The organism is Streptomyces bathyalis (genome assembly GCF_015910445.1).
Lineage (GTDB): Bacteria > Actinomycetota > Actinomycetes > Streptomycetales > Streptomycetaceae > Streptomyces > Streptomyces bathyalis.
Genome location: NZ_CP048882.1, coordinates 3,080,570 through 3,103,557, shown reverse-complemented (window position 1 = coordinate 3,103,557; position 22,988 = coordinate 3,080,570). Strand labels below are relative to the sequence as shown.

General features: G+C 70.2%; 19 protein-coding genes. 14 read left to right on the top strand and 5 right to left on the bottom strand.

What is annotated here, in order from left to right; translation table 11 throughout:
• The first annotated feature begins 105 nt into the window (after positions 1 to 105).
• From G4Z16_RS13430 to G4Z16_RS13390, 9 genes are all read left to right on the top strand, one after another.
• On the top strand, positions 106 to 1,059 hold the full coding sequence (locus G4Z16_RS13430) for a Rossmann-like and DUF2520 domain-containing protein (protein ID WP_425508076.1): 954 nt from the start codon (positions 106 to 108) through the stop codon (positions 1,057 to 1,059).
• Positions 1,059 to 2,138, top strand: coding sequence for a pantoate--beta-alanine ligase (gene panC / locus G4Z16_RS13425; RefSeq protein WP_197351004.1), 1,080 nt, complete (start codon positions 1,059 to 1,061; stop codon positions 2,136 to 2,138). The genes G4Z16_RS13430 and panC overlap by 1 nt, the downstream gene beginning before the upstream one ends.
• Positions 2,135 to 4,069 (top strand): L-aspartate oxidase, encoded by a 1,935-nt coding sequence (locus tag G4Z16_RS13420; RefSeq protein ID WP_197351003.1) that lies wholly within the window; start codon positions 2,135 to 2,137, stop codon positions 4,067 to 4,069. Before panC ends, G4Z16_RS13420 begins: the two co-directional genes overlap by 4 nt.
• Positions 4,066 to 5,202: a carboxylating nicotinate-nucleotide diphosphorylase gene (nadC, locus tag G4Z16_RS13415; protein ID WP_197351002.1), complete on the top strand. Its 1,137-nt coding sequence runs from the start codon at positions 4,066 to 4,068 to the stop codon at positions 5,200 to 5,202. The genes G4Z16_RS13420 and nadC overlap by 4 nt, the downstream gene beginning before the upstream one ends.
• Entirely contained in the window at positions 5,202 to 5,999 is a 798-nt protein-coding gene (locus G4Z16_RS13410; RefSeq protein WP_197351001.1) for a type III pantothenate kinase, read from the top strand. The genes nadC and G4Z16_RS13410 overlap by 1 nt, the downstream gene beginning before the upstream one ends.
• Positions 6,000 to 6,148: 149 nt before the next feature.
• Positions 6,149 to 6,319: a hypothetical protein gene (locus G4Z16_RS13405; RefSeq protein ID WP_028438035.1), complete on the top strand. Its 171-nt coding sequence runs from the start codon at positions 6,149 to 6,151 to the stop codon at positions 6,317 to 6,319.
• 51 nt (positions 6,320 to 6,370) lie between these two features.
• Complete coding sequence (locus G4Z16_RS13400; RefSeq protein ID WP_197351000.1) at positions 6,371 to 6,778, top strand: BlaI/MecI/CopY family transcriptional regulator; 408 nt, start codon at positions 6,371 to 6,373, stop codon at positions 6,776 to 6,778.
• A 284-nt stretch (positions 6,779 to 7,062) separates the two neighbouring features.
• Entirely contained in the window at positions 7,063 to 7,590 is a 528-nt protein-coding gene (locus tag G4Z16_RS13395) for an amino-acid N-acetyltransferase (RefSeq protein WP_197350999.1), read from the top strand.
• 190 nt (positions 7,591 to 7,780) lie between these two features.
• Positions 7,781 to 8,113, top strand: a complete 333-nt coding sequence (locus G4Z16_RS13390) for a histone-like nucleoid-structuring protein Lsr2 (RefSeq protein WP_197354486.1) — start codon at positions 7,781 to 7,783, stop codon at positions 8,111 to 8,113.
• Here the strand turns inward: G4Z16_RS13390 and G4Z16_RS13385 are convergent.
• The gene (locus G4Z16_RS13385; RefSeq protein WP_197350998.1) at positions 8,092 to 8,556 is read right to left on the bottom strand and encodes a hypothetical protein; all 465 of its coding nucleotides are present in this window, start codon (positions 8,554 to 8,556) and stop codon (positions 8,092 to 8,094) included. The two genes, G4Z16_RS13390 and G4Z16_RS13385, sit on opposite strands and share 22 nt — an antisense overlap.
• A 569-nt stretch (positions 8,557 to 9,125) precedes the next feature.
• On the opposite strand from G4Z16_RS13385, the gene G4Z16_RS13380 reads away from it, so the two are divergent.
• Positions 9,126 to 11,654 carry an ATP-dependent Clp protease ATP-binding subunit gene (locus G4Z16_RS13380; protein WP_197350997.1) on the top strand — a complete coding sequence of 843 codons (2,529 nt, stop codon included), beginning with the start codon at positions 9,126 to 9,128 and terminating at the stop codon, positions 11,652 to 11,654.
• Positions 11,655 to 11,713: 59 nt separating this feature from the next.
• On the opposite strand, the gene G4Z16_RS13375 is transcribed toward G4Z16_RS13380, so the two are convergent.
• Positions 11,714 to 14,392, bottom strand: a complete 2,679-nt coding sequence (locus G4Z16_RS13375) for an NACHT domain-containing protein (RefSeq protein WP_197350996.1) — start codon at positions 14,390 to 14,392, stop codon at positions 11,714 to 11,716.
• 144 nt (positions 14,393 to 14,536) lie between these two features.
• Entirely contained in the window at positions 14,537 to 17,167 is a 2,631-nt protein-coding gene (locus tag G4Z16_RS13370) for an NACHT domain-containing protein (RefSeq protein WP_197350995.1), read from the bottom strand.
• Between the two features lie 440 nt (positions 17,168 to 17,607).
• On the opposite strand from G4Z16_RS13370, the gene G4Z16_RS13365 reads away from it, so the two are divergent.
• Entirely contained in the window at positions 17,608 to 18,357 is a 750-nt protein-coding gene (locus G4Z16_RS13365) for a M23 family metallopeptidase (protein WP_197350994.1), read from the top strand.
• 166 nt (positions 18,358 to 18,523) lie between these two features.
• Here the strand turns inward: G4Z16_RS13365 and G4Z16_RS13360 are convergent, their stop codons facing one another.
• Entirely contained in the window at positions 18,524 to 19,084 is a 561-nt protein-coding gene (locus tag G4Z16_RS13360) for a TetR/AcrR family transcriptional regulator (RefSeq protein WP_197350993.1), read from the bottom strand.
• A gap of 115 nt (positions 19,085 to 19,199) precedes the next feature.
• Between G4Z16_RS13360 and G4Z16_RS13355 the strand changes: the two genes are divergently transcribed.
• The 3 genes from G4Z16_RS13355 (at position 19,200) to G4Z16_RS13345 (ending at position 21,872) form a co-directional block, all read left to right on the top strand.
• Positions 19,200 to 20,798, top strand: a complete 1,599-nt coding sequence (locus G4Z16_RS13355; protein ID WP_281393691.1) for an MDR family MFS transporter — start codon at positions 19,200 to 19,202, stop codon at positions 20,796 to 20,798.
• A 12-nt stretch (positions 20,799 to 20,810) separates the two neighbouring features.
• The gene (locus G4Z16_RS13350) at positions 20,811 to 21,332 is read left to right on the top strand and encodes a helix-turn-helix domain-containing protein (RefSeq protein ID WP_425508075.1); all 522 of its coding nucleotides are present in this window, start codon (positions 20,811 to 20,813) and stop codon (positions 21,330 to 21,332) included.
• A gap of 69 nt (positions 21,333 to 21,401) precedes the next feature.
• Complete coding sequence (locus G4Z16_RS13345; protein WP_197350991.1) at positions 21,402 to 21,872, top strand: VOC family protein; 471 nt, start codon at positions 21,402 to 21,404, stop codon at positions 21,870 to 21,872.
• 100 nt (positions 21,873 to 21,972) lie between these two features.
• Here the strand turns inward: G4Z16_RS13345 and G4Z16_RS13340 are convergent, their stop codons facing one another.
• Positions 21,973 to 22,929 (bottom strand): A/G-specific adenine glycosylase, encoded by a 957-nt coding sequence (locus G4Z16_RS13340; RefSeq protein WP_197350990.1) that lies wholly within the window; start codon positions 22,927 to 22,929, stop codon positions 21,973 to 21,975.
• Between the last annotated feature and the right edge of the window lie 59 nt (positions 22,930 to 22,988).

The window sequence follows — 22,988 nt, the reverse complement described above, 5'->3', positions numbered from 1 at the left end:
CGTGCGCCCCTTCGGTGCTCCCGCTCGCGGCGAAGGAATAGCATGGCCCGCAGGACGTCCGGTACCCGGCGAGGACCGGAACGGAATACGGAAGGCCGCCAAGCCGTGAACGATCAGCACCAAGCCCACCCTCCGGACGCCTCCGGCGGAGGCCTGAGCGGCCACGCCCGGGCGGAGGACCGGCCCGCACGCCTCACCGTCGGCGTCGTCGGCACCGGCCGCGTCGGCCCCGCCCTCGGCGCCGCGCTCCGGCAGGCCGGGCACCGGCCGGTTGCCGCCTCCGGCGTCTCGGAGCGCTCGCGCCGCCGCGCCGCGGAACTGCTCCCCGGCGTCCCGCTCGTCGACCCGCCCCAGGTCCTGGCCCAGGCCGACCTGGTGCTGCTCACCGTGCCGGACGACGTGCTGCCCGAGCTGATCACCGGGCTCGCCGGGACGGGCGCCGTGCGGCAGGGCCAGCTCATCGCCCACACCTCGGGCCGCTACGGCACCGGCGTGCTCGAACCGGCCCTGCGCGCGGGCGCGTTGCCGATAGCACTGCACCCGGTCATGACGTTCACGGGGACGCCCGTCGACGTACAGCGCCTGGCGGGCTGCTCGTTCGGCGTCACGGCGCCCGAGGAGCTGCGGCTCGCCGCCCAGGCGCTCGTCATCGAGATGGGCGGCGAACCGGAGTGGATCGCGGAGGAGGCACGGCCTCTCTACCACGCGGCCCTCGCGATCGGCGCGAATCACCTGGTCACCCTCGTCGGGCAGTCCGTCGACCTGCTGCGCGCCTCCGGGGTCGAGGCACCCGAGAAGATGCTCGGGCCGCTGCTGGGCGCCGCGCTCGACAACAGCCTGCGCTCCGGCGACGCGGCACTGACGGGGCCGGTCGCGCGCGGCGACGCGGGCACCGTCTCCGCGCACCTCGCCGAACTCGGGGAGCACGCCCCGCGCATGGTCGCCAGCTACCTCGCGATGGCACGAGCCACCGCGGACCGCGCCCTCGACCAGGGCCTCCTCAAGCCCGAACTCGCCGAGGAACTGCTCGACGTCCTGTCCGAAGGAGGCCGGCGCTGATGAAGGGCACGGCAGAGAACGCGGCGTCGGTTGCCGCGGCGCCGGACACCGCGGGAGCGGAGTCGAACGGCGGCGTGGCAGCCGGAACGCACCTGCGGCACATACGACTTGTCCATACGGCCGCCGAACTGCGCGCCACCGCCGCCGGGTTCGGAGCCGGAGCGCCCGGGGATCGCGCCGTCGTCATGACGATGGGCGCCCTGCACGCCGGGCACGCCTCGCTCATCCGCACCGCACGTGAACGCGTGGGGCGGCAGGGGCAGGTGGTCGTCACGGTGTTCGTCAATCCGCTCCAGTTCGGCCCCTCCGAGGACCTCGACCGCTATCCGCGCACGCTCGACGCCGATCTGGTAGTGGCCGAAGAGGCGGGCGCGGACGTGGTGTTCGCACCGTCCGTCGAGGAGGTCTATCCGGAGAGCACCGCATCCGGCGGCTCACGGACGGCCGGCGGGAGGAGCCAGGGGGAGGCCGGTCCGCAGGTCCGCGTGTCCGCCGGCCCGATGGGCGAACGCTTCGAAGGGGCGTACAGGCCCGGGCACTTCGACGGTGTGCTCACCGTCGTGGCGAAGCTGCTGCACATGACCGCACCGGACATCTCGCTGTACGGGCAGAAGGACGCACAGCAACTCGCCCTGATCCGGCGGATGGTGACGGACCTGAACTTTCCCGTGGAGGTCATCGGTGTGCCGACCGTGCGCGAGTCCGACGGCATGGCCCTCTCCAGCCGAAACCGCTACCTCTCCCCCGAGGAGCGTGCCAGCGCGCTCGCCCTCTCCGGGGCCCTGTTCGCGGCGCGGGACGCGCTGCCCGACGGTATCGACGCCGCTCTGGCGGCGGCGCGAGCGGTCCTGGACGGCGCCGCCCGTCGCGAACCACCCGTGCACGTGGACTACTTGGCCCTGATCGATCCCGCCGACTTCACCGAACTCACCGAACGCGCGGGGGAGTCCGGCCACCCGCCCCGTACGGGTACGGACGAAGCGGCGGACGCTGAAGAAGGCGTGCTCGCGGTCGCAGCCCGCGTCGGCGGCACCCGGCTGATCGACAACATCCTCCTGCCCCTCGGCCCGCTCCGATGACGGGGCCCCAGGGGAAGTCCCCAGGCCACGAGGGGCCGGCCGAGGCTGCCGGCACGGCAAGCAAGAGCCACGGTCACCGCCGAGGCGTTTCCGTGCCCGGCGGCGGCACGGGCCCGCTCCGAGCCCCCGCGCCCGGCTGGCGGATCGATGCGGACGTCGTGGTCGTAGGCTCCGGCGTCGCCGGTCTGACGGCAGCTCTGCGCTGCGACGCCGCCGGGCTCCGTACGGTCGTCGTCACCAAGGCGCGCCTCGACGACGGCTCCACGCGCTGGGCGCAGGGCGGCATCGCGGCCGCGCTCGGCGAGGGCGACAGCCCCGCACAGCACCTCGACGACACCCTCGTCGCCGGAGCGGGGCTGTGCGACGAGGAGGCCGTCCGCACGCTGGTCACCGAGGGGCCCGCCGCCGTGCGGCGCCTCATCGGCACCGGAGCCCGATTCGACGCCGACCCCCGCACCGGCGAGATAGAGCTGACCCGCGAGGGCGGCCACCACCGCAGGCGCATCGCGCACGCGGGCGGTGACGCGACCGGCGCGGAGATCTCCCGCGCGCTGGTCGACGCCGTACGGGAGGGCCGCGGCGGTCGCGGTGGCCTCCGTACCGTCGAGAACGCCCTCGTGCTCGACCTGCTCAAGACGGCGGACGGCGCGGCCGCCGGCGTCACGCTGCATGTGATGGGCGAGGGTCAGCACGACGGTGTCGGAGCGGTGCACGCCCCTGCGGTCGTGCTCGCGACCGGCGGCATGGGCCAGGTGTTCTCGGCGACCACCAATCCGTCCGTGTCCACCGGCGACGGCGTCGCCCTGGCCCTGCGCGCGGGGGCCGAGGTCAGCGACCTTGAGTTCGTGCAGTTCCACCCGACCGTGCTCTACCTGGGCGCCGACGCCGAGGGTCAGCAGCCGCTGATCTCGGAGGCGGTGCGCGGCGAGGGCGCCCATCTCGTCGACGCCGACGGTGTGCGCTTCATGACCGGGCAGCACGAACTGGCGGAGCTGGCGCCCCGCGACATCGTCGCCAAGGCGATCATGCGGCGGGCCTCAGAGGCGGGCGCGGAGCCGGGCACCGAGCACATGTATCTCGACGCCCGCCACTTCGGTGCCGCCATGTGGGAGTCCCGCTTCCCCACGATCCTCGAGGCCTGCCGCAGTCACGGCATCGATCCGGTGACCGAGGTCGTCCCCGTGGCACCGGCCGCGCACTACGCGAGCGGCGGCGTGCGCACGGATCTGCACGGCCGCACGACCGTCCCCGGCCTGTACGCGTGCGGCGAGGTCGCCTGCACCGGGGTGCACGGCGCGAACCGGCTCGCTTCCAACAGCCTGCTGGAGGGCCTGGTCTTCGCCGAACGCATCGCGGATGCCGTGGCATCGGCCGATCGGGAGGGTGCCGAGGGCAGCGGCGAGGAGGCGACCCCCGCTTCCCCAATCCCGGCCACCGACGCCGCGCACGGGCCCGGCGTGACGCCCCTGCTTCCCGCGGAGGCACGGCCCGACATCCAGCGCATCATGACCGGTGGCGCCGGAGTCCTGCGCTCCGAGGCGAGCCTCGCCGAGGCCGCCGCCCGCCTCGACGCGCTCCCCGCGGGCACGGCTCACAAGCCGGCCGACCCCGGTGTCGAGACGTGGGAGACCGCCAACCTCCACCTCGTGGCCCGCGTCCTCGTCGCGGCCGCGCTCCGGCGGACTGAGACCCGCGGCTGCCACTGGCGCGAGGACCACCCCGGCCGGGACGATGCCGCCTGGCGCCGGCACCTCGTCATCGGCGTGCGCGGAGCGGGCCGTAGTCTCGACGTCCGTACGACCCCGACGACCGCATTTCCGCCGACCGCGTTCCCGCCGGCCGCGGACGCCCGCCCGGAGCCCGGCAGCGCTCCGGACCGTTCCGAGGCATCGCAGGCCCCGCCACCACACACCCCTACGGAGAAGCCGTGACCAGCCCCTTTCCGGACTCCCCGGAGGAGCGACGCCCTCAGCCCGTCGACGTGCCCCTGCTCCAGATCGGCGGTCCCGCCTCGGCCCTCACCCCGCGGTCCGGCGGATGCGGCGACTCCTGCGGCTGCGGCAGCGCCGGCTCGGAGGACGCGGACGCCGCGTGGGACCTGGATCCGCTGGACTGCGGCCTCGACCCCGACCTCGCGCGGCTCCTGGCCGACGCGGGGCTCGACCCCGTACAGGTCGAGGACATCGCCCACCTCGCCATCGAGGAGGACCTCGACCACGGCGTCGACGTCACCACCGTCGCGACCATCCCCGAACTCGCCGTCTCCACAGGCGACTTCGTCGCCCGGGAGGAGGGGACCGTCGCCGGGCTGCACATCGCCGAGGCCGTCCTCTCCGTGGTGTGCACGGACGAGTTCGAGGTGGAGCGCCACGTCGAGGACGGCGACCGGGTCGAGGCCGGGCAGCGGCTGCTGACGGTGCGTACGCGCACCCGCGACCTGCTCACCGCCGAGCGCAGCGCCCTCAATCTGCTCTGCCGTCTCTCCGGCATCGCCACCGTCACCCGCAGCTGGGCGGACGAGATCTCCCGTGCCGCCACCGCGGCCGACTCCGGCACGCACGCCGAGACGCGCGTACGCGACACCCGCAAGACGACGCCGGGGCTGCGCGCCCTGGAGAAGTACGCGGTCCGCTGCGGCGGCGGCACGAACCACCGCTTCTCACTCTCCGACGCGGCGCTCATCAAGGACAACCACGTGGTGGCGGCGGGCGGCGTCGCCGAGGCGTTCAGACTCGTACGTGCCGAGTTCCCGGACATCCCCATCGAGGTGGAGGTCGACCGCCTCGACCAGATCGAGGGCGTGCTCGCCGAGGGTGCCGACCTGATCCTGCTCGACAACTTCACGCCCGACGAGACCTCGGCGGCCGTGGCCCTCGTCGCGGGACGTGCCCAGCTGGAGTCCTCCGGCCGGCTCACTCTGGAGAACGCGGGGGACTACGCGGCGACCGGCGTCGACTTCCTCGCCGTCGGTGCCCTCACCCACTCCTCCCCGATCCTCGACATCGGCCTGGACCTCCGCGAGACGGAAGGCGCCGGCGAGAAGCGCGAAGAGGTTGATGACTGATGCTGCTGACCATCGACGTCGGTAACACCCACACCGTCCTGGGCCTCTTCGACGGCGAAGACATCATCGAGCACTGGCGCATCTCCACCGACGCCCGCCGCACGGCCGACGAACTCGCCGTGCTCCTCCAGGGGTTGATGGGCATGCACCCACTCCTCGGTGAGGAGCTCGGCGACAACGTCGAGGGCATCGCCATCTGCTCGACCGTCCCGTCCGTGCTGCACGAGCTGCGCGAGGTGACCCGCCGCTACTACGGCGACATCCCGGCAGTCCTCGTCGAGCCGGGCGTGAAGACGGGCGTGCCGATCCTGATGGACAACCCCAAGGAGGTCGGCGCCGACCGCATCATCAACGCGCTCGCCGCGGTCGAGCTGTACGGCGGCCCCTGCGTCGTCGTCGACTTCGGCACGGCCACCACCTTCGACGCCGTCTCCGCGCGGGGTGAGTACGTCGGCGGCGTCATCGCCCCCGGCATCGAGATCTCCGTGGACGCGCTCGGCGTGCGCGGCGCGCAGCTGCGCAAGATCGAGCTGGCCCGCCCGCGCAGCGTCATCGGCAAGAACACCGTCGAGGCCATGCAGTCGGGCATCCTCTACGGCTTCGCCGGCCAGGTGGACGGCGTCGTCGACCGCATCGCCCGTGAGCTCACCGACGACCCGGACGACGTGACGGTCATCGCCACCGGCGGCCTGGCACCGATGGTGCTCGGCGAGGCGTCCGCCATCGACGAGCACGAGCCGTGGCTGACACTGATCGGCCTCCGCCTCGTCTACGAGCGCAACGTCAGCCGTACCTGAGGGACGCCGGCCGTACGCGACAGGGGCGCCGGCCGTGGCTGAGGGAACCGTGGGCGCCCTCCCGCTCCCTCAGGCGCCCGTGGCCGGTCTCCTGGGCCCTCGAGGGCTGCCGTAGTCTGGAGGCCGGTTCTGAAGGAGGCACGACAGGCATGGACTACATCGCGGCACTGACACCGCCCGTCGTGATGGCGGTCGCATTCACCGCTCTCATCGTGACGATCGTGAAGAGCCAGGGTGGCGCGAACAAGGCCAAGGAGGACGCGGCCGTGGACGCCGCCTTCGCCCGTGCGGAGCGCGTCAGGCAGAAGAAAGCGGACTGATCCGCGATCTTCCCTGCGCTATTCGGGACAACTCCGACTATTATTCACGGCGTGCCTCGGCCATTGGGAGAGTTGGAAGACGCCGTCATGACGCGGGTATGGCGGTGGAACCGTCCCGTCACTGTGCGGGAAGTTCTCGAGGATCTGCGGGACGACCGGTCCATCGCGTACACGACCGTCATGACCGTAATGGACAACCTCCACCAGAAGGGCTGGCTCAGCAGACGCCAAGAAGGCCGGGCCTATCGATATGAGCCCGTCTCGACGAGAGCCGCCTACTCCGCCGCACTCATGAACGAGGCCTGGGCGTCGAGTGACAACGCCGCCGCCGCTCTCGTGGAGTTCTTCGGCCGCATGACTCCGGAACAGCTCGATGCCGTACGAGATGCGTTGCGCGTCGTGCAGCTGAACGATGTGCATGTCGATGCTCCGGAGAGAGCGCCGCGCGAGACCCACTAGGCCTAGCGGGCGGGAACGCAGAAGAAGGACCGCAGCGGGAACGCGGAACGCGCTGAACCTGTGGAGTCCCGTAGAACGCCGTAGAACGGTGCTGAACTCGCGGAACTCACGAGGCATGGGAGCGGGACCCCGGAACGGAACCACTCGCGAAGCCGCTCGGGAACCCGTGACGGAACGTTCCCGGAACGCCTACGGGAAGGCCATGGGGATGCCTCAGGAAGGCGGCGTGGAACGCCTCGGACCCGGAGAGCACCGCCTTCGGCAAGGGCGATAGCGTCCCGTTCATGGCGTCCCCATCCCCTTCCGTATCAGAAGTCACCGTCCGCCGTGCACGCACGACAGATGTGCGGGCAGTGCGCCACCTCATCGATGTCTACTCACGCGACCGCATCCTGCTCGACAAAGCCACGGTCACCCTTTACGAGGACATTCAGGAGTTCTGGGTCGCGGAACGCGATCACGACGCCGAGGTGGTCGCATGCGGTGCTCTCCACGTGATGTGGGAGGACTTGGCCGAGGTCAGAACGCTCGCGGTCGATCCCGCCCTCAAGGGCACAGGCGTGGGTCATCTCCTGCTGGAGAAGCTCGTGAACACCGCGCGATGGCTCGGTGTGCGGCGCATTTTCTGTCTCACCTTCGAAGTGGACTTCTTCACCAGGCACGGCTTCACGGAGATCGGGGAGACGCCGGTCGACGGCGATGTCTACAGCGAACTGCTGCGTTCCTTTGACGAGGGAGTGGCAGAGTTCCTGGGTCTCGAACGAGTGAAGCCGAACACCCTGGGCAACAGTCGCATGCTTCTGCATCTCTGAGTGACGGAGTCGTGACCGCCCCGTGCCACTCGACCGAGGGATGACGGTGGCGCTTTGTCCGAAAGATCCCGCCAATCCCGCCGGTGGACCGGACAAACTCAACCGAGGGTTTGTGTTTCTCCCCGAAAAGCGGTTTGCTTTCTTCGTCAGTATCAGTAATCGAGTTATCGATGACGAATGGGAGTACGCGGTGGCGCAGAAGGTTCAGGTTCTTCTGGTCGACGACCTCGAGGGCGGCGAGGCCGACGAGACAGTGACGTTCGCTCTGGACGGGAAGACCTACGAGATCGACCTGTCCACCTCTAATGCGGACAAGCTCCGTACGGTGCTCGATCCGTATGTGAAGGGAGGGCGCCGCACCGGCGGCCGTTCGGCTCGCGGAAAGGGCCGTGCCTCCGGCGGCGGCAGCAGCCAGGACACCGCGAAGATCCGTGCCTGGGCGAAGGAACAGGGTTACGAGGTCAACGACCGCGGCCGTGTTCCGGCCAATATCCGAGAGGCCTACGAGAAGGCCAACGGCTGATCCCGCGACTTACGTGCGGTGCTTCGAAGCCTCGCCCGGTGGCATTCCGTCGCCGCAGCGCTGACCAGCCGTACGAGATCGATGCGATCCGCCTCACGCCCCGGCCCGGGAGGCCGCAGCCATACGGCGGCCTCCCGAGGGTCGTAAGCGGTACGGCCCGCAAGCCCCAGTTCGATGCCGCCCCATTCGAGCCACTCCAGCAGTCCCGGCAATTCCTCCGCGCTGCCCTCCGGGACGAGCAGCTGAACGCATCCGCTTTCCCCGTCGAAGGCCACAGGCCCCGTTTGCACGCCGGGGCGCCGAAGCAGCGCCAGACCCGCATCGGCGGAAAGCACCAGCGCGTCATAGCCGCCGGCGCCTTCCGGGGCGCCCTCTCCGGCGCCCCCGCACTCGCGGACGGGGGCGCCGGGAGCCGCGTGCGGCCCTGTAATCGCGAAGCTCACGACCGGAGCAACTGACGAACCCCCTCCGGGTTACGCGGCGTTGCACCGCGGCTACACTTGACAGCTCTGTGTGTTCACGCGTGCGCACAAGGTGACACGTGTGAGAAGCGCCAGGTGCAAGGCTGTTCGCCCTCAGCGGATGCCCTCTGCCGACTCGGACAAGCCCGGCATGGAGTGTCAGTACGAGCGGGTAAGAAGGTTCTGAGGTCGGTCCCGCCTGCTTCAGGCCGGACAGCAGCACAAAGACCTGGTGACACGGGGGTGCGAAGAACGATGACGACGAGCCGGGAGCCATTCGCCCAAGAGCCGTTCGCCGTGGGCGTAGTGAATCAGGGTGGATACGCCTGGCCTGCGGGAACATCGTCTCGCACCATCGGGTTGGAACTGTTGTCGGCTGTTCGGGGAAGGAGGCCCGACTGTGCTTCCCTCGGGAGCGTGGCCGGCCGTCGGCGCAGCCGGGCCGGAGTCGGCAGATGGAATGAGCGGTCCCCGCTTGCGGGACTAAGCTGCGGAAGGACAGAGAGGGGAGCGTCCCCTTACTGCCTGACCGCTCTGAGGAGCGATTAACGATGTTCGAGAGGTTCACCGACCGCGCGCGGCGGGTTGTCGTCCTGGCTCAGGAAGAAGCCCGGATGCTCAACCACAACTACATCGGCACCGAGCACATCCTCCTGGGCCTGATCCACGAGGGTGAGGGTGTCGCCGCTAAGGCACTGGAGAGCCTCGGGATTTCGCTCGAGGCGGTCCGCCAGCAGGTGGAGGAGATCATCGGCCAGGGCCAGCAGGCGCCCTCGGGCCACATCCCCTTCACGCCCCGTGCGAAGAAGGTGCTGGAGCTGTCGCTCCGTGAGGCCCTTCAGCTCGGCCACAACTACATCGGTACGGAGCACATCCTGCTCGGCCTGATCCGCGAGGGTGAGGGCGTCGCCGCCCAGGTCCTCGTGAAGCTGGGCGCCGATCTGAACCGGGTGCGGCAGCAGGTCATCCAGCTGCTCTCCGGCTACTCCGGCGGCAAGGAGGCGGCCACCGCAGGCGGCCCCGCCGAGGGCACGCCCTCGACCTCCCTTGTCCTGGACCAGTTCGGCCGCAACCTCACGCAGGCCGCCCGCGAATCCAAGCTCGACCCGGTCATCGGGCGCGAGAAGGAGATCGAGCGGGTCATGCAGGTGCTCTCGCGCCGTACGAAGAACAACCCGGTGCTCATCGGCGAGCCCGGCGTCGGCAAGACCGCCGTCGTCGAGGGCCTGGCGCAGGCGATCGTCAAGGGCGAGGTGCCGGAGACCCTCAAGGACAAGCACCTCTACACCCTCGACCTGGGCGCCCTGGTCGCCGGGTCCCGCTACCGCGGTGACTTCGAGGAGCGCCTGAAGAAGGTGCTCAAGGAGATCCGCACCCGCGGCGACATCATCCTGTTCATCGACGAGCTGCACACGCTGGTCGGTGCGGGCGCCGCCGAGGGCGCGATCGACGCCGCCAGCATCCTCAAGCCGATGCTGGCCCGCGGTGAGCTGCAGACGATCGGTGCCACGACGCTCGACGAGTACCGCAAGCACCTGGAGAAGGACGCGGCCCTGGAGCGCCGCTTCCAGCCCATCCAGGTCGCCGAGCCGTCGCTGCCGCACACGATCGAGATCCTCAAGGGTCTGCGCGACCGTTACGAGGCGCACCACCGTGTCTCCATCACGGACGCCGCCCTGGTCGGCGCCGCCACGCTCGCCGACCGCTACATCTCCGACCGGTTCCTGCCGGACAAGGCGATCGACCTGATCGACGAGGCCGGCTCCCGCATGCGCATCCGCCGGATGACCGCGCCGCCGGACCTGCGCGAGTTCGACGAGAAGATCGCGAACGTGCGCCGGGACAAGGAGTCCGCGATCGACTCGCAGGACTTCGAGAAGGCGGCCTCTCTCCGCGACACGGAGAAGCAGCTGCTGGCCCAGAAGGCCAAGCGGGAGAAGGAGTGGAAGGCCGGCGACATGGATGTCGTCGCCGAGGTGGACGAGGAGCTGATCGCGGAGGTTCTGGCCACTGCCACGGGCATCCCGGTCTTCAAGCTCACCGAGGAGGAGTCCTCGCGTCTGCTGCGCATGGAGGACGAGCTGCACAAGCGCGTCATCGGGCAGGAGGACGCCATCAAGGCGCTCTCCCAGGCGATCCGGCGTACGCGCGCCGGTCTGAAGGACCCGAAGCGCCCCGGTGGTTCGTTCATCTTCGCGGGCCCGTCCGGTGTCGGTAAGACGGAGCTGTCCAAGACGCTCGCCGAGTTCCTCTTCGGTGACGAGGAGGCGCTGATCTCCCTCGACATGTCGGAGTTCAGCGAGAAGCACACCGTCTCCCGGCTCTTCGGCTCGCCTCCCGGATACGTGGGGTACGAAGAGGGCGGTCAGCTGACCGAGAAGGTCCGCCGCAAGCCGTTCTCCGTGGTCCTCTTCGACGAGGTCGAGAAGGCGCACGCGGACATCTTCAACTCCCTGCTGCAGATCCTGGAGGACGGCCGCCTGACCGACTCCCAGGGCCGGGTCGTCGACTTCAAGAACACGGTCATCATCATGACGACCAACCTCGGCACCCGGGACATCTCCAAGGGGTTCAACCTGGGCTTCGCCGGCCAGGGTGACGTCAGCGCCGGGTACGACCGGATGAAGGCCAAGGTCAACGACGAGCTGAAGCAGCACTTCCGCCCGGAGTTCCTCAACCGTGTCGACGACACGGTGGTCTTCCACCAGCTGACCCAGGACGACATCATCCGCATCGTCGACCTGATGCTCGCGATGGTGGACGAGCGGCTCAAGGACCGCGATATGGGTCTGGAGCTGAGCACGGACGCCAAGGAGCTGCTCGCGAAGCGGGGCTACGACCCCGTGATGGGCGCCCGGCCGCTGCGCCGGACGATCCAGCGCGAGATCGAGGACCAGCTGTCCGAGAAGATCCTCTTCGGTGATCTGCGTCCCGGCCACATCGTGGTCGTGGACACCGAGGGTGAGACCGACGAGGACAAGAAGTTCACCTTCCGCGGCGAGGAGAAGGCCGCCCTGCCCGACGCACCTCCGGTGGAGTCGGCGGCGGGCGGTGGCCCCAACCTCTCCAAGGAGGCGTAAGGCCTCAGGCCAACCGCGAGAAGTCCCCCGTCACCGAGTGGCGGGGGACTTCTCGCGGTTCACGCCGGGTGCTCGATGACGCGTATGCCGTCCGGTACGTCGGTCACCGGTGGCAGCCGCGGATCCACGCGCAGCGCGGTCAGCGACGGGAACGAGCTCAGCCACCCCATCTTCATGCCCGCGCCCAGGTCGAAGGCGATCCACAGATGGGTGAGCCGGTCGGCCACGAGCCCGTCCAGCAGCTCACCCGGTGTGAACCGGCCGACGATCTTCACCCGCTCCCTGCCGCCCAGCTTCCGCAACTCCCTCAGCTCGGCCCGGTCGGCGACGGGGAAGAAGAGCCCTTCCGGGTCGAGGTGCCGGATGACCTCGGCCGCGTACCGCTCGGTCTCGAAGTTGCGCCAGCCGCGGGCGAGTTCGGTGCGCACCTTCAGCGATTTGCGGTGCCGCATCCGGGCCAGGTAGTCGACGGCGGCGTCGTCCTCGATGCGCGTCACGGTGAGGGCCAGCCGGTACGCCTTCTCGTCGGTCACCGACGCCGGGTCGGGGATCATCTCCAGCACGATCGGGCCGACCCAGCCGAGTCCGCGGGCGCCTCGGTCGTCGGTGGGCGAGACCATGTTCTGCGTCTCGCGGCGTACGCGGGCGTGGGTCTCCGGGTCCAGCTCGGTGACGTACTCCAGGCACGCCGCCGCGAGCAGCCGCCGCCGCGTCCGCTTCATCCCGATCGCTCCGGGGGCGAGGAGTCCCTGCAGCAGCGTCGCGCACTCACGCGGGCGGGCGTGGGCGACCGCCATGCGGAAGACTTCCTCCCACTCCGGCTCGTGCGCGTGCTCCAGCAGCAGGTCCAGACTGCCCTGCTCCACCGCTTCCTTCGCCGCCAGGTAGTCCTGAACCGTGCGGTGCACGAACTCCACTGACCTGTCCGCCTGTTCGCGCAGCAGCCCCGTGCGCTCCAGCAAGTGGTCGAAGATCTGCTCGGGGTTCCCCTGCCCCGCGACCTTGGGCAGGGCCGGGAGGTGGTGCGCGATCTCCCGTAGCGCGCCCGCGCGGTCGAGCACGGTGCGCTCGTCGGTCAGCATGCGGAAAGCGAGCTTGCGCAGCAGGGTCTCGCGGGGAGCACGCGGCAGGACGATCGTGTCCGCCTGGACGCGCCTCTCGGGGTCGCGGCGCTCCAGCAGCATCTTCATCGCCGCGTCGTACAGCTCCCCGCGGCCCTTGGGCATGGAGCCGGACCTGTCGCGGTTCAGGGCGCAGATCAGCCCGCACATCAGCGGATTGGTGGCGAGTACGCGCAGCTCGCGGAAGAGCGGGATGGACCGCAGCAGCATTTCCTTGTACTCGTTCAGGCGGGCGTGGTCCTTGCCCTCGTCGGTGCGTGCCGCGGTGTGCCAGGCGGTGATGAAGGCCGCGACCTGGTCGCGGTTCATCGGGGCGAGCGTGAGTTCCGTGAAGCCGTCCTCGGCCAGCCAGTCCGCGTCCACGGCCGGCGGGCGCGAGGTGACGAGGCAGAGGTTGCCGGAGTACCTCTGCAGCAGCGGGCGTAACTGGACGTGGACCGCCTCGCGTTGGGGCTCCGGCGCCTCGTCGATGCCGTCGACGAGAAGCAGGCCGCGCTCCGAGGCCAGTACGCGTTCGACCCAGCCGTCCGGTGCCTCCGCCGCGAGCGGATGGTGCACGGCCGACAGGAACTCCTCGGGCGCCGGGAACCCTTCGGTGGCGAAGCGGCGCACGGGCAGCACGAAAGGTATGCGGTCGTGCAGCGTCTGCAGTTCCTCGGGGAGGGCCGCGCGTGCGGTGGAGACGGCCAGCCACTGGATGAGGGTGGTCTTGCCCGAGCCCGCGACTCCCCGCAGCAGCACGCGTTTGTGCCTGGCCAGTGCGCGGTCCGCGGTCATGACGGGGGCGGCCCCTCCCGCACCGGCGCCTGACGCGGTGGGCTCGTCGTCGTTCGGCTCGCCGTTCCCCTCGGGGGAACCCTCCCCGTCGCCGTCGGTCTCGCCGGTGTCGCCGTCGCCGCTGAACTCGGCGGAGAGATTCAGGTAGGTCGCGTCGAGCGACCAGTGGTCGGGCGCGTCGGGGTTGGGCAGGTCGATGCCGTAGATGGTGACGCGGTTGTACTGCTCCGCGACGTGCCGCAGATACCGCAGCTCGAACTCGGAGTCCTCCGGCAGGTGCCGGGCCGCCGATGCGGCCAGCGCCTCCCTGTCCTCGAATTCGACGAGTTCGCGGACGTACTTGCACTGGTCCGGAAGCGAGTTGGTGAGCGAAGGGGAGTTCTGGACGATCAGATGGAGGAAGTGGAGGCATACGGCCGCCAGCAGGTCCTCGAAGAACCACGAGGCCTCGGAGGAGAGTTCGGGCCCGGCGTCCGGCACGGCCGAGTGCAGCCGCCTCGCGTATGCGGGCGCCCCGAGCCGCACGGCCTCCGCGTCCGTGGTGTCCAGGTCGCCGACCGCCCACAACGAGTGCGCGAGGAGGGTCGCGACGCCGGGCTCCTCGTCCGGGGGCAGCCGCTGCCCCGTGCCGCTCAGTCCCAGCCGGACCAACTCGGCGGCCACCTCGGACAGTTCGGCCCGGCCCAGCGTCGGTTCCTCGCCGCGGTAGGCGACCAGATGGGCCATGAGCCGCCCCGACGGGGACGCCGGAGCAGCGGCGGCGACCGGGCCCGGAACGAGAAGAGGACTGATGAGCGGGTCGACGACGGAGGAGGCGAGACGTACGACGGGCTGATCCATGGACTCGGGGACTCCCGGCAGGGCTGGTGTCAGCGGTGAAGTGCGCTGACAGGCGAAGCGGATGAGTGTGCGTCAGATCACGTTGTGTATCCAGCCTATGCGGACGAGTCGCGCCTCGGCCACGGTCGGGGAGCCGACCGGGCATCAGCCGACGGAGAACACGTCGCTCTCCCGCACAACTGTCAGATGGGAGGGGAGAGTTGCCGTGTACCGGGGGGCCGTCTCGGGGACGACGAGCGTGTGCAGGCGCGGGAACGCCGACAGCCACTCCTGCCCACCCTGACGCGCGTAGCCGTCGCGCAGCCACAGGTGCGTCAGCTTGTGCGGGTCGAGGTGTTCGACCAGCTGGTCGGGGTGGTACTTGCCGACGATCTGGATGCGCGAACGGCCGCCCATGGCACGCAGAGCACGCAGATGGTCGGTGTGGTGCGCGGTGAAGTACAGCTCCGACTCGTCGAGATGAGCGATGATCTCGCGCGCGTATTCGTCCGTGTCGAACCGGTGCCACGCCCACACCAGTTGACGCCTCAGATCGAGTGAGGGGTGGTCGCGGAAGCGGGCCAGCACCGGCAGCGCGGCGTCCGTACCCGTACGGGACGCGGCCACGACCGCGCACGTGGCCTCGGCGTCCGTGAGCCCCTCAGGCCCGGGCAGCAGCCCCAGCAGCATCGGACCGCCGATGTCCGCCACGTGACGGGCCGCGGCCATGCTCCTCGGAGGGAAGAGCCGCGAGGTCTTCGCGGTGACCTCCTCGCGCACCTGCGGATGCAGGTCGGTCGCATGCTCCAGGCAGGCAGCGGCCAGCAGGAGATTCCGTACGCCCCCGGGCTGCACGTCCTTCTCCGTTCCGCCCGCACCGTCCTCGTCCGGCACCCGCGCGACGAGACCGCGCAGCAGCCGGGCCCGGTCGATGGGCTGGGCGTAGTCGACCGCCATGCGGATCACGTCCTCCCAGTGATCCTTGTGCGCGTTGTCGAGCAGCAGCGGGAAGTCGCCCTCCTCGACCGCCGCCTTGGCGCCCAGTGCGTCCTGGAAGGTGCGGTGGACGAAGTCGACGCGGCCTTCCGCCGGTTCGCGCAGCACCCCGGACCGGTCGAGCAGGTAGCGGAAGAGCTCCCTGGGTGTGGCGTCGACCGGCGCCACCAGCGGCATCCAGCGGCCGAGTTGGGCGACGGCGTCCTCCTCGTCCATCTCCGTGCGTCCGTTGCGGATCATCCAGTGCGCCAGCCGCTCGAGCAGCAGCAACTGGGCATCCTTCGTGAGGCGCAGCCCGTCCGGCACCGGGACGGAACGCTCGCGGTCGCGGTGCTCCAGCAACATCGAGAGCGCCGCGTCGTACAGATCGCGGCGGCCGTACGGGAGAGCCCCGCAGCGTTCGCGGCTGAGGGCGCACAGCAGCCCGCACATCAGCGGGTTGACGGCGAGGCGCCCCAGGTCGGGGTTGGTGCGGACGGCGCTGATGAGGGCCTCGGCATGTCCGGGCTCCGCCTCGGCGGCGCTGTGCCAGCGGTTGATGAACGCGGCGACGTCGTATCGCGACATCGGCGAGAGGGACAGCTCCGTGAAGCCCTGCCCGGCCAGCCAGTTCTCGGGGGCGGCGGACGGGCGCGACGTGACCAGCCAGAGGTTGCCGGGGAAGTCGCCGGTCAGCTCCCGCAGCCAGCGCCTCGTCTCCTCCCTGCGGTCCGCGGGCACCTCGTCGATGCCGTCGATCAGGAGGAGCGCGCGCCCCGCGGTCAGCACCCGCAGCGCCCATCCGTCTGGTTGCGCCCCGGCGAGGTTGCTGCGTACTGCGTGCAGGAAGCGGTCCGGTGCGGGCAGGCCCTCGTGCGTGATGCGGCGGAGCGGCAGTACGAAGGGGATGCGGCCCAGCAGATGTGTCGTCTGCTCGTCGTAGGCCTGACGGGCGGCCGTCACCGCCAGCCACTGCATCAGCGTCGTCTTGCCCGAGCCGGCCCCGCCGCGCAGCAGCACACGGTCGTGACCGGCCAGGATGCGGTCCGCCGCCAGCGGTGCCCCCGAGCGGAGAGGCTGTGCCTGCTCCTGTGCGCCGCCCTGTGTCCCCTCGGCGTCCGGTGTGTCCTGCGTGATCTCGAGCGGTATGTAGGCGGCGTCGAGGCGCCATTCGCGGTGGTGGCCGAAGTCGAGGCCGTAGATGGTCAGTTCCCCGTGCCTGCGGGCGATGTGCTCCGCGTACCGCTGCTCGAAGCGGGCGTCCTCCGCCGACCGGGCCGGGACGCGTTCGAGGAGCAGGTCCGCGGTGTTGATGAGGCGGTCGAGCTGGTGCGTCTGCTCGGTGAGGGTGCGGGGGATGAACGTCGAGCGCCGGCTGAAGAAGTCCAGGATGTGCAGGCAGGCCGTGTGCAGGAGGGGCCCGAAGTAGGCGTCGGCGTCGGCCGAGAGCGAGCGCGGGACGGTGAGCCTCCGCGCAAGGCCCTGGGGCCCGAGGCGAACTGCCTGCACGTCGTCCATGTCCAGGTCGCCGAGGCTGTGCAGGGCGGTCGTGAGCGCGTCGGCCAGTTCGCGGCGGGTCTCCTCGCAGGGGCCCTCGCGCGGGCCGGACGCGTGAACGGCACGCTCCGTCAACTCGGCGGCCAGCCTGCGCAGGTCCCCGTCAGTAAGGGTGCGCTTCTCGCCCCTGAAGGAGACGAGGGAGGAGACACGGACCGGCCGGTCGGTCAGGCCCGCTCCCGGGCCTTCCTGCACGAACAGCTTCTTGACGATCGGAGCGACCGCTGCGGAGGCGATGCGCGTGGCGATCGTGACGGGCTCCATGGGCGGATCGTAAGGGACGGGAAGGGCGCCCGGCGCGGGAGTTGGGGAGTCGCAGGGATGCACGCTTCCCGTCCACGGATGCACACACGGTCATGCGACGTGGGTCACTCGCAGTCCCTGCGAACCGGCCGCGCAGTGCTCTTCGGCGTGAGGTGAGGCACAGCCCGACGGGCGTGTACGAGCGGCGTTAGGAGTGCCGCGGCGCCGAGTTCCGGTCTTCCGGTTTCCGGGTGGGCCGCGGCACAGAGCGGTTATGAGGGGACGGCCGCTTGGGCGCTGTCCGAATAATCCTTAAGAGTGCCTTGACGTCTGCTCTATCCGTACTGGCCGCATTAGTAATAACGCTCTTTGGTATCCCGGATCGGGCGGGTTACCAATGATTTGTCCCCGAGGTCCCACGCCGGGGGTTCCCCCAAAGCCATTCCGGAGGTAGTACCCGTATGTCGAAGACGCCCAAGAACGCGCACAACCCCCGTAGCCGCAACCGCCTCGCCGTAATAGCGGCCGGGCTCGGCGTATCGGTGGTCCTGGGCGCGGGCTCGGCTGTCGCCGCCCACTCGGACGGGCAGAGCGACGTCTTCGCGTCAGGAACCGCGTCGCAGATGGCCGACTCCGCGCGGTCACAGGCCGATTCCGCGCGTGCGCAGGCCGACCAGCAGCACATGCAGGCCGCGGCCAAGAAGAAGGCGCAGCAGCGAGCGGAGGACCAGAAGGAAGACCGGAGTTCGCGCAGTGCCGACCGCAAGAGCTCCCTGAAGAAGAAGGCGAATTCCTGGACCAAGCCCGTGTCCGGCAAGTACGAGCTGAGTGCCGGATTCGGCAACAGCGGTGACCGCTGGTCGCACAAGCACTCCGGCCAGGACTTCGCCGTGCCGACCGGCACTCCGGTGAAGGCCGTGCACAGCGGCACCGTCGTCAAGGCGGGCCCGAACGGAGCCGGTGACGGCTCCTCGTACGGCAACGCCGTCGTCATCAAGCACAAGAACGGCACGTACTCCCAGTACGCGCACCTCTCGAAGCTGAAGGTGAAGTCCGGTCAGCATGTGAAGACCGGCCAGAAGATCGGGCTTTCGGGCTCGACCGGCAACTCGTCCGGTCCGCACCTGCACTTCGAGATCCGCAGCACGCCTGACTACGGGTCCGGCAAGGAGCCGGTCCAGGTCATGCGCTCGCACGGCGTCAAGGTCTGACGGGTCGCCGGCTCCGGCCGGAACGGTCCCGATCGGTCCGGCCGGAGCGGTTCTGCCCGGCGCGGTTCTCCCATCGGAGGGGGAACCGCGCCTCGGCGGTCTGTGCCCGGCCCGGAAGGGCCCGTCCCCCAGCCCGGCCGAGCCACCGCTCGCCGCGTCGGCAGGGTCAGTCACGGCCCCCGTGCGCGGTGGTCAGCAGCTCCTGGGCGACTTCGAGGACGGCCTGACGCTTGTCCTCGGGATCGCTCTCGATGTCCTGCAGCGTGAACATCCCCGCGTGCACCGTGAACAGCGCGGCGGAACAGCGCACTTGATCGCTCAGTCCGGCGTCCGGCAGCTGGATGATGGCGATCAGCTTCAGCAGCCGGTCCTTGAAGGACTCACCGATGCTCAGCTCGCGCATCGTCGCCTGGTTCTCATGCATGAAGCGGAACAGGGGGGCGGCCTGGTGCAGGACTTCGCTGTAGCGCCGCAGCACCTCCAGCTTCGTCTCCAGGACGGGAGGCTGCTCGCCGGCCCAGGCGATCAGCTCGTCACAGGGCCGGGCCAGGTCCTCGAACAGGCTGATGACGATGTCTTCCTTGGTCTTGAAGTGGTAGTACAGCGCGGCCTTGGTGACGCCGAGATGCTCGGCGATCTCCCGGAGCGAGGTCTTCTCGTATCCGCGTGCCGCGAAGAGTTCCAGGGCGACGTCCTGAATGCGCTGCCGCGTGTTGCCCCTGGTCATGAGCCTCGGCCCCTCGTCTCCCGAAAAACTTACTTGACGCCCGGCTAGCTGCCGTCCTAACTTGCTCATAGTACTCAACTAGCCGGTCGGCAAGTAAGTGATGTGGGGGAGCGGGATGAGCACGGAGACAGCGGAAGAGCCGGCCGGTAAGGCCGGCGGAGGGCCCGGCCCCAGCGTACGGATGTCCGTCTTCGCGCTGATGATCGCCGTGATGCTCGCCATGCTCGACAACATGATCGTCGGCACCGCGATGCCCACGATCGTCGGCGAACTCGGCGGCCTCGAACACCTCTCCTGGGTCGTCACCGCCTACACCCTCACCACGGCCGCCTCGACGCCGCTCTGGGGGAAGATCGGCGACATGTACGGCCGCAAGGGCGTCTTCCTGACCTCGATCGTGGTCTTCCTCGCCGGTTCCGTCGCCTCGGGCGCCGCACAGACGATGTCCCAGCTCATCGGCTTCCGCGCCCTCCAGGGCCTCGGTGCCGGCGGCCTCATGGTCGGCGCCATGGCGATCATGGGCGAGCTGGTGCCGCCCCGCGAGCGCGGCAAGTACATGGGGATGATGGCCGGAGTGATGTCGCTCGCCATGATCGGCGGCCCGCTCGTGGGAGGCACCCTCACCGACCACCTCGGCTGGCGCTGGGCCTTCTACATCAACGTGCCCCTGGGCGGCATCGCGCTCGTCATGGTCGTCACCCTGCTGCATCTGCCCAGGAGGCGTGCGAAGGGCAGCATCGACTACACCGGGGCGGTCCTGCTCACCACCGGGATCACCTCCGCGGTACTGGTCACCAGCTGGGGCGGCACGGAGTACGACTGGTCCTCGTCCGTGATCATCGGCCTCTCCGTGCTGGCGCTCGCGGCGGTCGTGGCCTTCCTCGTCGTGGAGCGGCGGGCCGCGGAGCCCGTGCTGCCGCTGGGCATCTTCCGCAGCCGCAACTTCTCGCTGATGGCGCTGATCGGTTTCCTGCTGGGCTTCGTGATGTTCGGGGCCATGACGTTCCTGCCGCTATACCAGCAGAGCGTCCAGGGCGCCTCGGCGACCAACTCCGGGCTGCTGCTCCTGCCCGTGCTGCTGCCGATGATGGTCGTCTCCGTGACCACGGGCCGCGCCACCACGCGCACCGGCCGGTACCGCGCGTATCCGGTGATCGGGGGCGCCCTCATCCCCGTCGGGCTCTTCCTCCTCGCGCAGCTGGATGTCGGTACGAGCCGGACCACCTCCGCGCTCTACATGATGGTGCTCGGCGCCGGCATGGGCTTCCTGATGCAGCTGACGATGCTCATCGCGCAGAACAGCGTGGAGCTGAAGGACATGGGTGTCGCCTCGTCGACGACCACGCTCTTCCGCACGATCGGCGGCTCCTTCGGCGTCGCCCTCATGGGCACGCTCTTCGCCGACCGCGTCCGGGAGACCATGACCGAGCGGGCGGGCGCGGCCGCGGGCGGCGGGCCCAGCGGTGGCGGCGGGACCCCCGCGCAGCTGGACGCGGCGTCGCTGGAGCGGCTGCCGGCGCAGGTGCGGGAGGCATACGAGCACGCGGTGGCCGACGGGACGCACACCGTCTTCCTGGTCGCGGCCGTGACGGCGCTGCTGATGTTCGTCGCCACCTGGTTCGTCAAGGAGGTCCCGCTCAAGGGCGGTGAGCCGGCCGCCGAGGACGAGACCGAACCGACCCCGGAGCCCGAGGGCACTGTCAGCCCCGTGTGACAGCCTCTACGCATGAACACGCCGGGCATGGCGCGGCTGCGCGCCATGCGCTTCGCCAAGGACGCCATGGACCGCGACTGGTCCGACCCAGGGCTCGACCTGGACGCCGTCGCGGCCCATGCCGGTTACTCGCGGTATCACTTCGTCCGGGCCTTCAAGGCCACCTACGGTGAGTCGCCAGGCCAGTACCTCAGCCGCCGCCGCATCGAGCGGGCGGAGGAGCTGCTGCGCTCGGCGAACCTGTCGGTGACGGAGATCTGCATGGCGGTGGGTTTCACCAGCCTCGGCACCTTCTCCGCGCGGTTCAAGAAGCAGACCGGCACCAGCCCGAGCGCCTACCGCAGGCAGCACGGGCGCCGGGCGGCGGCGATGATTCCCGGCTGCTACGCGATGCTCTTCACCGGCGGCTTCAAGGAGCCCCCTCCGGCATCCGGGAGTCCGCTGGGCAAGCGCCCTGAGGGCACGTCCGGCGGCGCGCCCTTGCCGGACGGCGAAGAGCGCAACAACGGAGAAGCCCTCCGGCAGCGGCGCTGAAAAGGTGAGACGCAGCCGCGGGCACTGCCGCGGCGAGATCCCTGCCCATCGACAGATCCGGAGCTGACCGTGATCAAGAGTCTGGCCATCACCACCGTCTGGTCCACCGACCAGGAGCGGGACAAGAGGTTCTTCATCGAGACCCTCGGTTTCACCGAGCGCACGGACATGGACATGGGCGAGATGCGCTGGGTCACCGTCAGCCCTCCCGGGCAGCCGGACGTGCAGCTCACGCTGATGCGCCCGGACGGGCCGGGCCTGGACCCGGAGTCGCGCGAGGCCATGACCGCGCTGGTCAACAAGGGCGCGCTCGGGGCGGGCGTGTTCAGCACCGACGACTGCCACGCGACGTATGCCGAGCTGAAGGCGAAGGGCGTCGAGTTCCTTCAGGAGCCGCAGGAGCGCCCGTACGGCATCGAGGCTCTCTTCCGCGATCCGTCAGGCAACTGGTACTCGCTCACCCAGCAGCGGGAGAGCGAGGAGCTGGACATGAGCAAGCCCTGGAGCGGCAGCGTCGACGACGCAGGGGACGACTCCTAGGACGAGCCCGGCACACGACGCTGGCACGACGCCGGCACGACGCCGGGACGGCGCATCCGACGGCGCCGCCGCGCCCGGGGGACCGGCGGCGCCGTCGAGGTCAGGTGAGCGGCAGCCGGTAGACACCGCCGGGCATCGGCTCGACGAGGCCGTCGGCCACCAGCCCGTCCAGGGCGCGCGCCCGCTGTACGGAGTCGTTCCAGACGCGGTCGAGGGTGGCCTGCGGCACGGGCGTCACCGCCTCGCGCAGCACCGCCAGCAGCTTTCCCCGCACCTGCCGGTCCGTCCCGGCGTAGGTCTGGGTGCGGCGCGGCGGGTCCACGTGTTCGGGAGCACCCGCAAGCTGCCACGCGCACAGATGCGTGATCGGGCACCGCGAGCAGGAGGGGGCGCGTGCGGTGCACACCAGCGCCCCGAGTTCCATCGTCGCGGCGGCCCAGCGCGCCGCCGTCGTCTCGTCCTCGGGGAGCAGCGCGCGGGCGAGCTTGCGCTCGGCGGCGGTGGTGGCGTTCGGCGGGTACTGCCGGCCGCTGACCGAACGGGCGAAGACGCGGCGGACGTTGGTGTCCAGGACCGCGTGCCGCTGCCCGTACGCGAATGAGGCCACGGCTGCCGCCGTGTACTCGCCGACGCCGGGCAGCGCCAGGAGTTGTGCGTGTTCGTGCGGCACGTCGCCGCCGTGCCGTTCAGCTATGGCGGCCGCGGCGCCGTGCAGGCGCAGAGCACGCCGCGGGTAGCCGAGCCGCCCCCAGGCGCGCACGGCTTCGCCGGGCGGTTCGGCGGCGAGGTCGGCGGGGCGTGGCCAGCGGCTGAGCCACTGCTCGTACACCGGCAGCACCCGGTTCACGGGCGTCTGCTGCAGCATGAACTCGCTGACCATGACCCCCCACGCGCCCGCTTCGGGGCGGCGCCAGGGAAGGTCTCGGGCGTTCGCGTCGAACCAGTCGACGACGGGGGAGTGGAGGGCGCGGGCGGTCTGCTCGAAGGAGCCGGGGGTTTCTGCCGACTCGGCTCCGGGCTCGGGCTCGGGCGGAGCGGTCTCGGTGGTCGCAGTCATGGCAGAACCGATCCTGACACGGAGGCAGCCGCCCGAGAAACGCGACGCACAGGCGACGG

What these genes read in the sequence shown, in the direction of transcription:
- panC (WP_197351004.1), top strand. Translation starts at nt 1,059, where the DNA reads ATGAAGGGCACGGCAGAGAACGCGGCGTCGGTTGCCGCGGCGCCGGAC.
- G4Z16_RS13420 (WP_197351003.1), top strand. Translation starts at nt 2,135, where the DNA reads ATGACGGGGCCCCAGGGGAAGTCCCCAGGCCACGAGGGGCCGGCCGAG.
- G4Z16_RS13410 (WP_197351001.1), top strand. Translation starts at nt 5,202, where the DNA reads ATGCTGCTGACCATCGACGTCGGTAACACCCACACCGTCCTGGGCCTC.
- G4Z16_RS13405 (WP_028438035.1), top strand. Translation starts at nt 6,149, where the DNA reads ATGGACTACATCGCGGCACTGACACCGCCCGTCGTGATGGCGGTCGCA.
- G4Z16_RS13395 (WP_197350999.1), top strand. Translation starts at nt 7,063, where the DNA reads ATGGCGTCCCCATCCCCTTCCGTATCAGAAGTCACCGTCCGCCGTGCA.
- G4Z16_RS13380 (WP_197350997.1), top strand. Translation starts at nt 9,126, where the DNA reads ATGTTCGAGAGGTTCACCGACCGCGCGCGGCGGGTTGTCGTCCTGGCT.
- G4Z16_RS13375 (WP_197350996.1), bottom strand. Translation starts at nt 14,392, where the DNA reads ATGGATCAGCCCGTCGTACGTCTCGCCTCCTCCGTCGTCGACCCGCTC.
- G4Z16_RS13370 (WP_197350995.1), bottom strand. Translation starts at nt 17,167, where the DNA reads ATGGAGCCCGTCACGATCGCCACGCGCATCGCCTCCGCAGCGGTCGCT.
- G4Z16_RS13365 (WP_197350994.1), top strand. Translation starts at nt 17,608, where the DNA reads ATGTCGAAGACGCCCAAGAACGCGCACAACCCCCGTAGCCGCAACCGC.
- G4Z16_RS13360 (WP_197350993.1), bottom strand. Translation starts at nt 19,084, where the DNA reads ATGACCAGGGGCAACACGCGGCAGCGCATTCAGGACGTCGCCCTGGAA.
- G4Z16_RS13355 (WP_281393691.1), top strand. Translation starts at nt 19,200, where the DNA reads ATGAGCACGGAGACAGCGGAAGAGCCGGCCGGTAAGGCCGGCGGAGGG.
- G4Z16_RS13350 (WP_425508075.1), top strand. Translation starts at nt 20,811, where the DNA reads ATGAACACGCCGGGCATGGCGCGGCTGCGCGCCATGCGCTTCGCCAAG.
- G4Z16_RS13340 (WP_197350990.1), bottom strand. Translation starts at nt 22,929, where the DNA reads ATGACTGCGACCACCGAGACCGCTCCGCCCGAGCCCGAGCCCGGAGCC.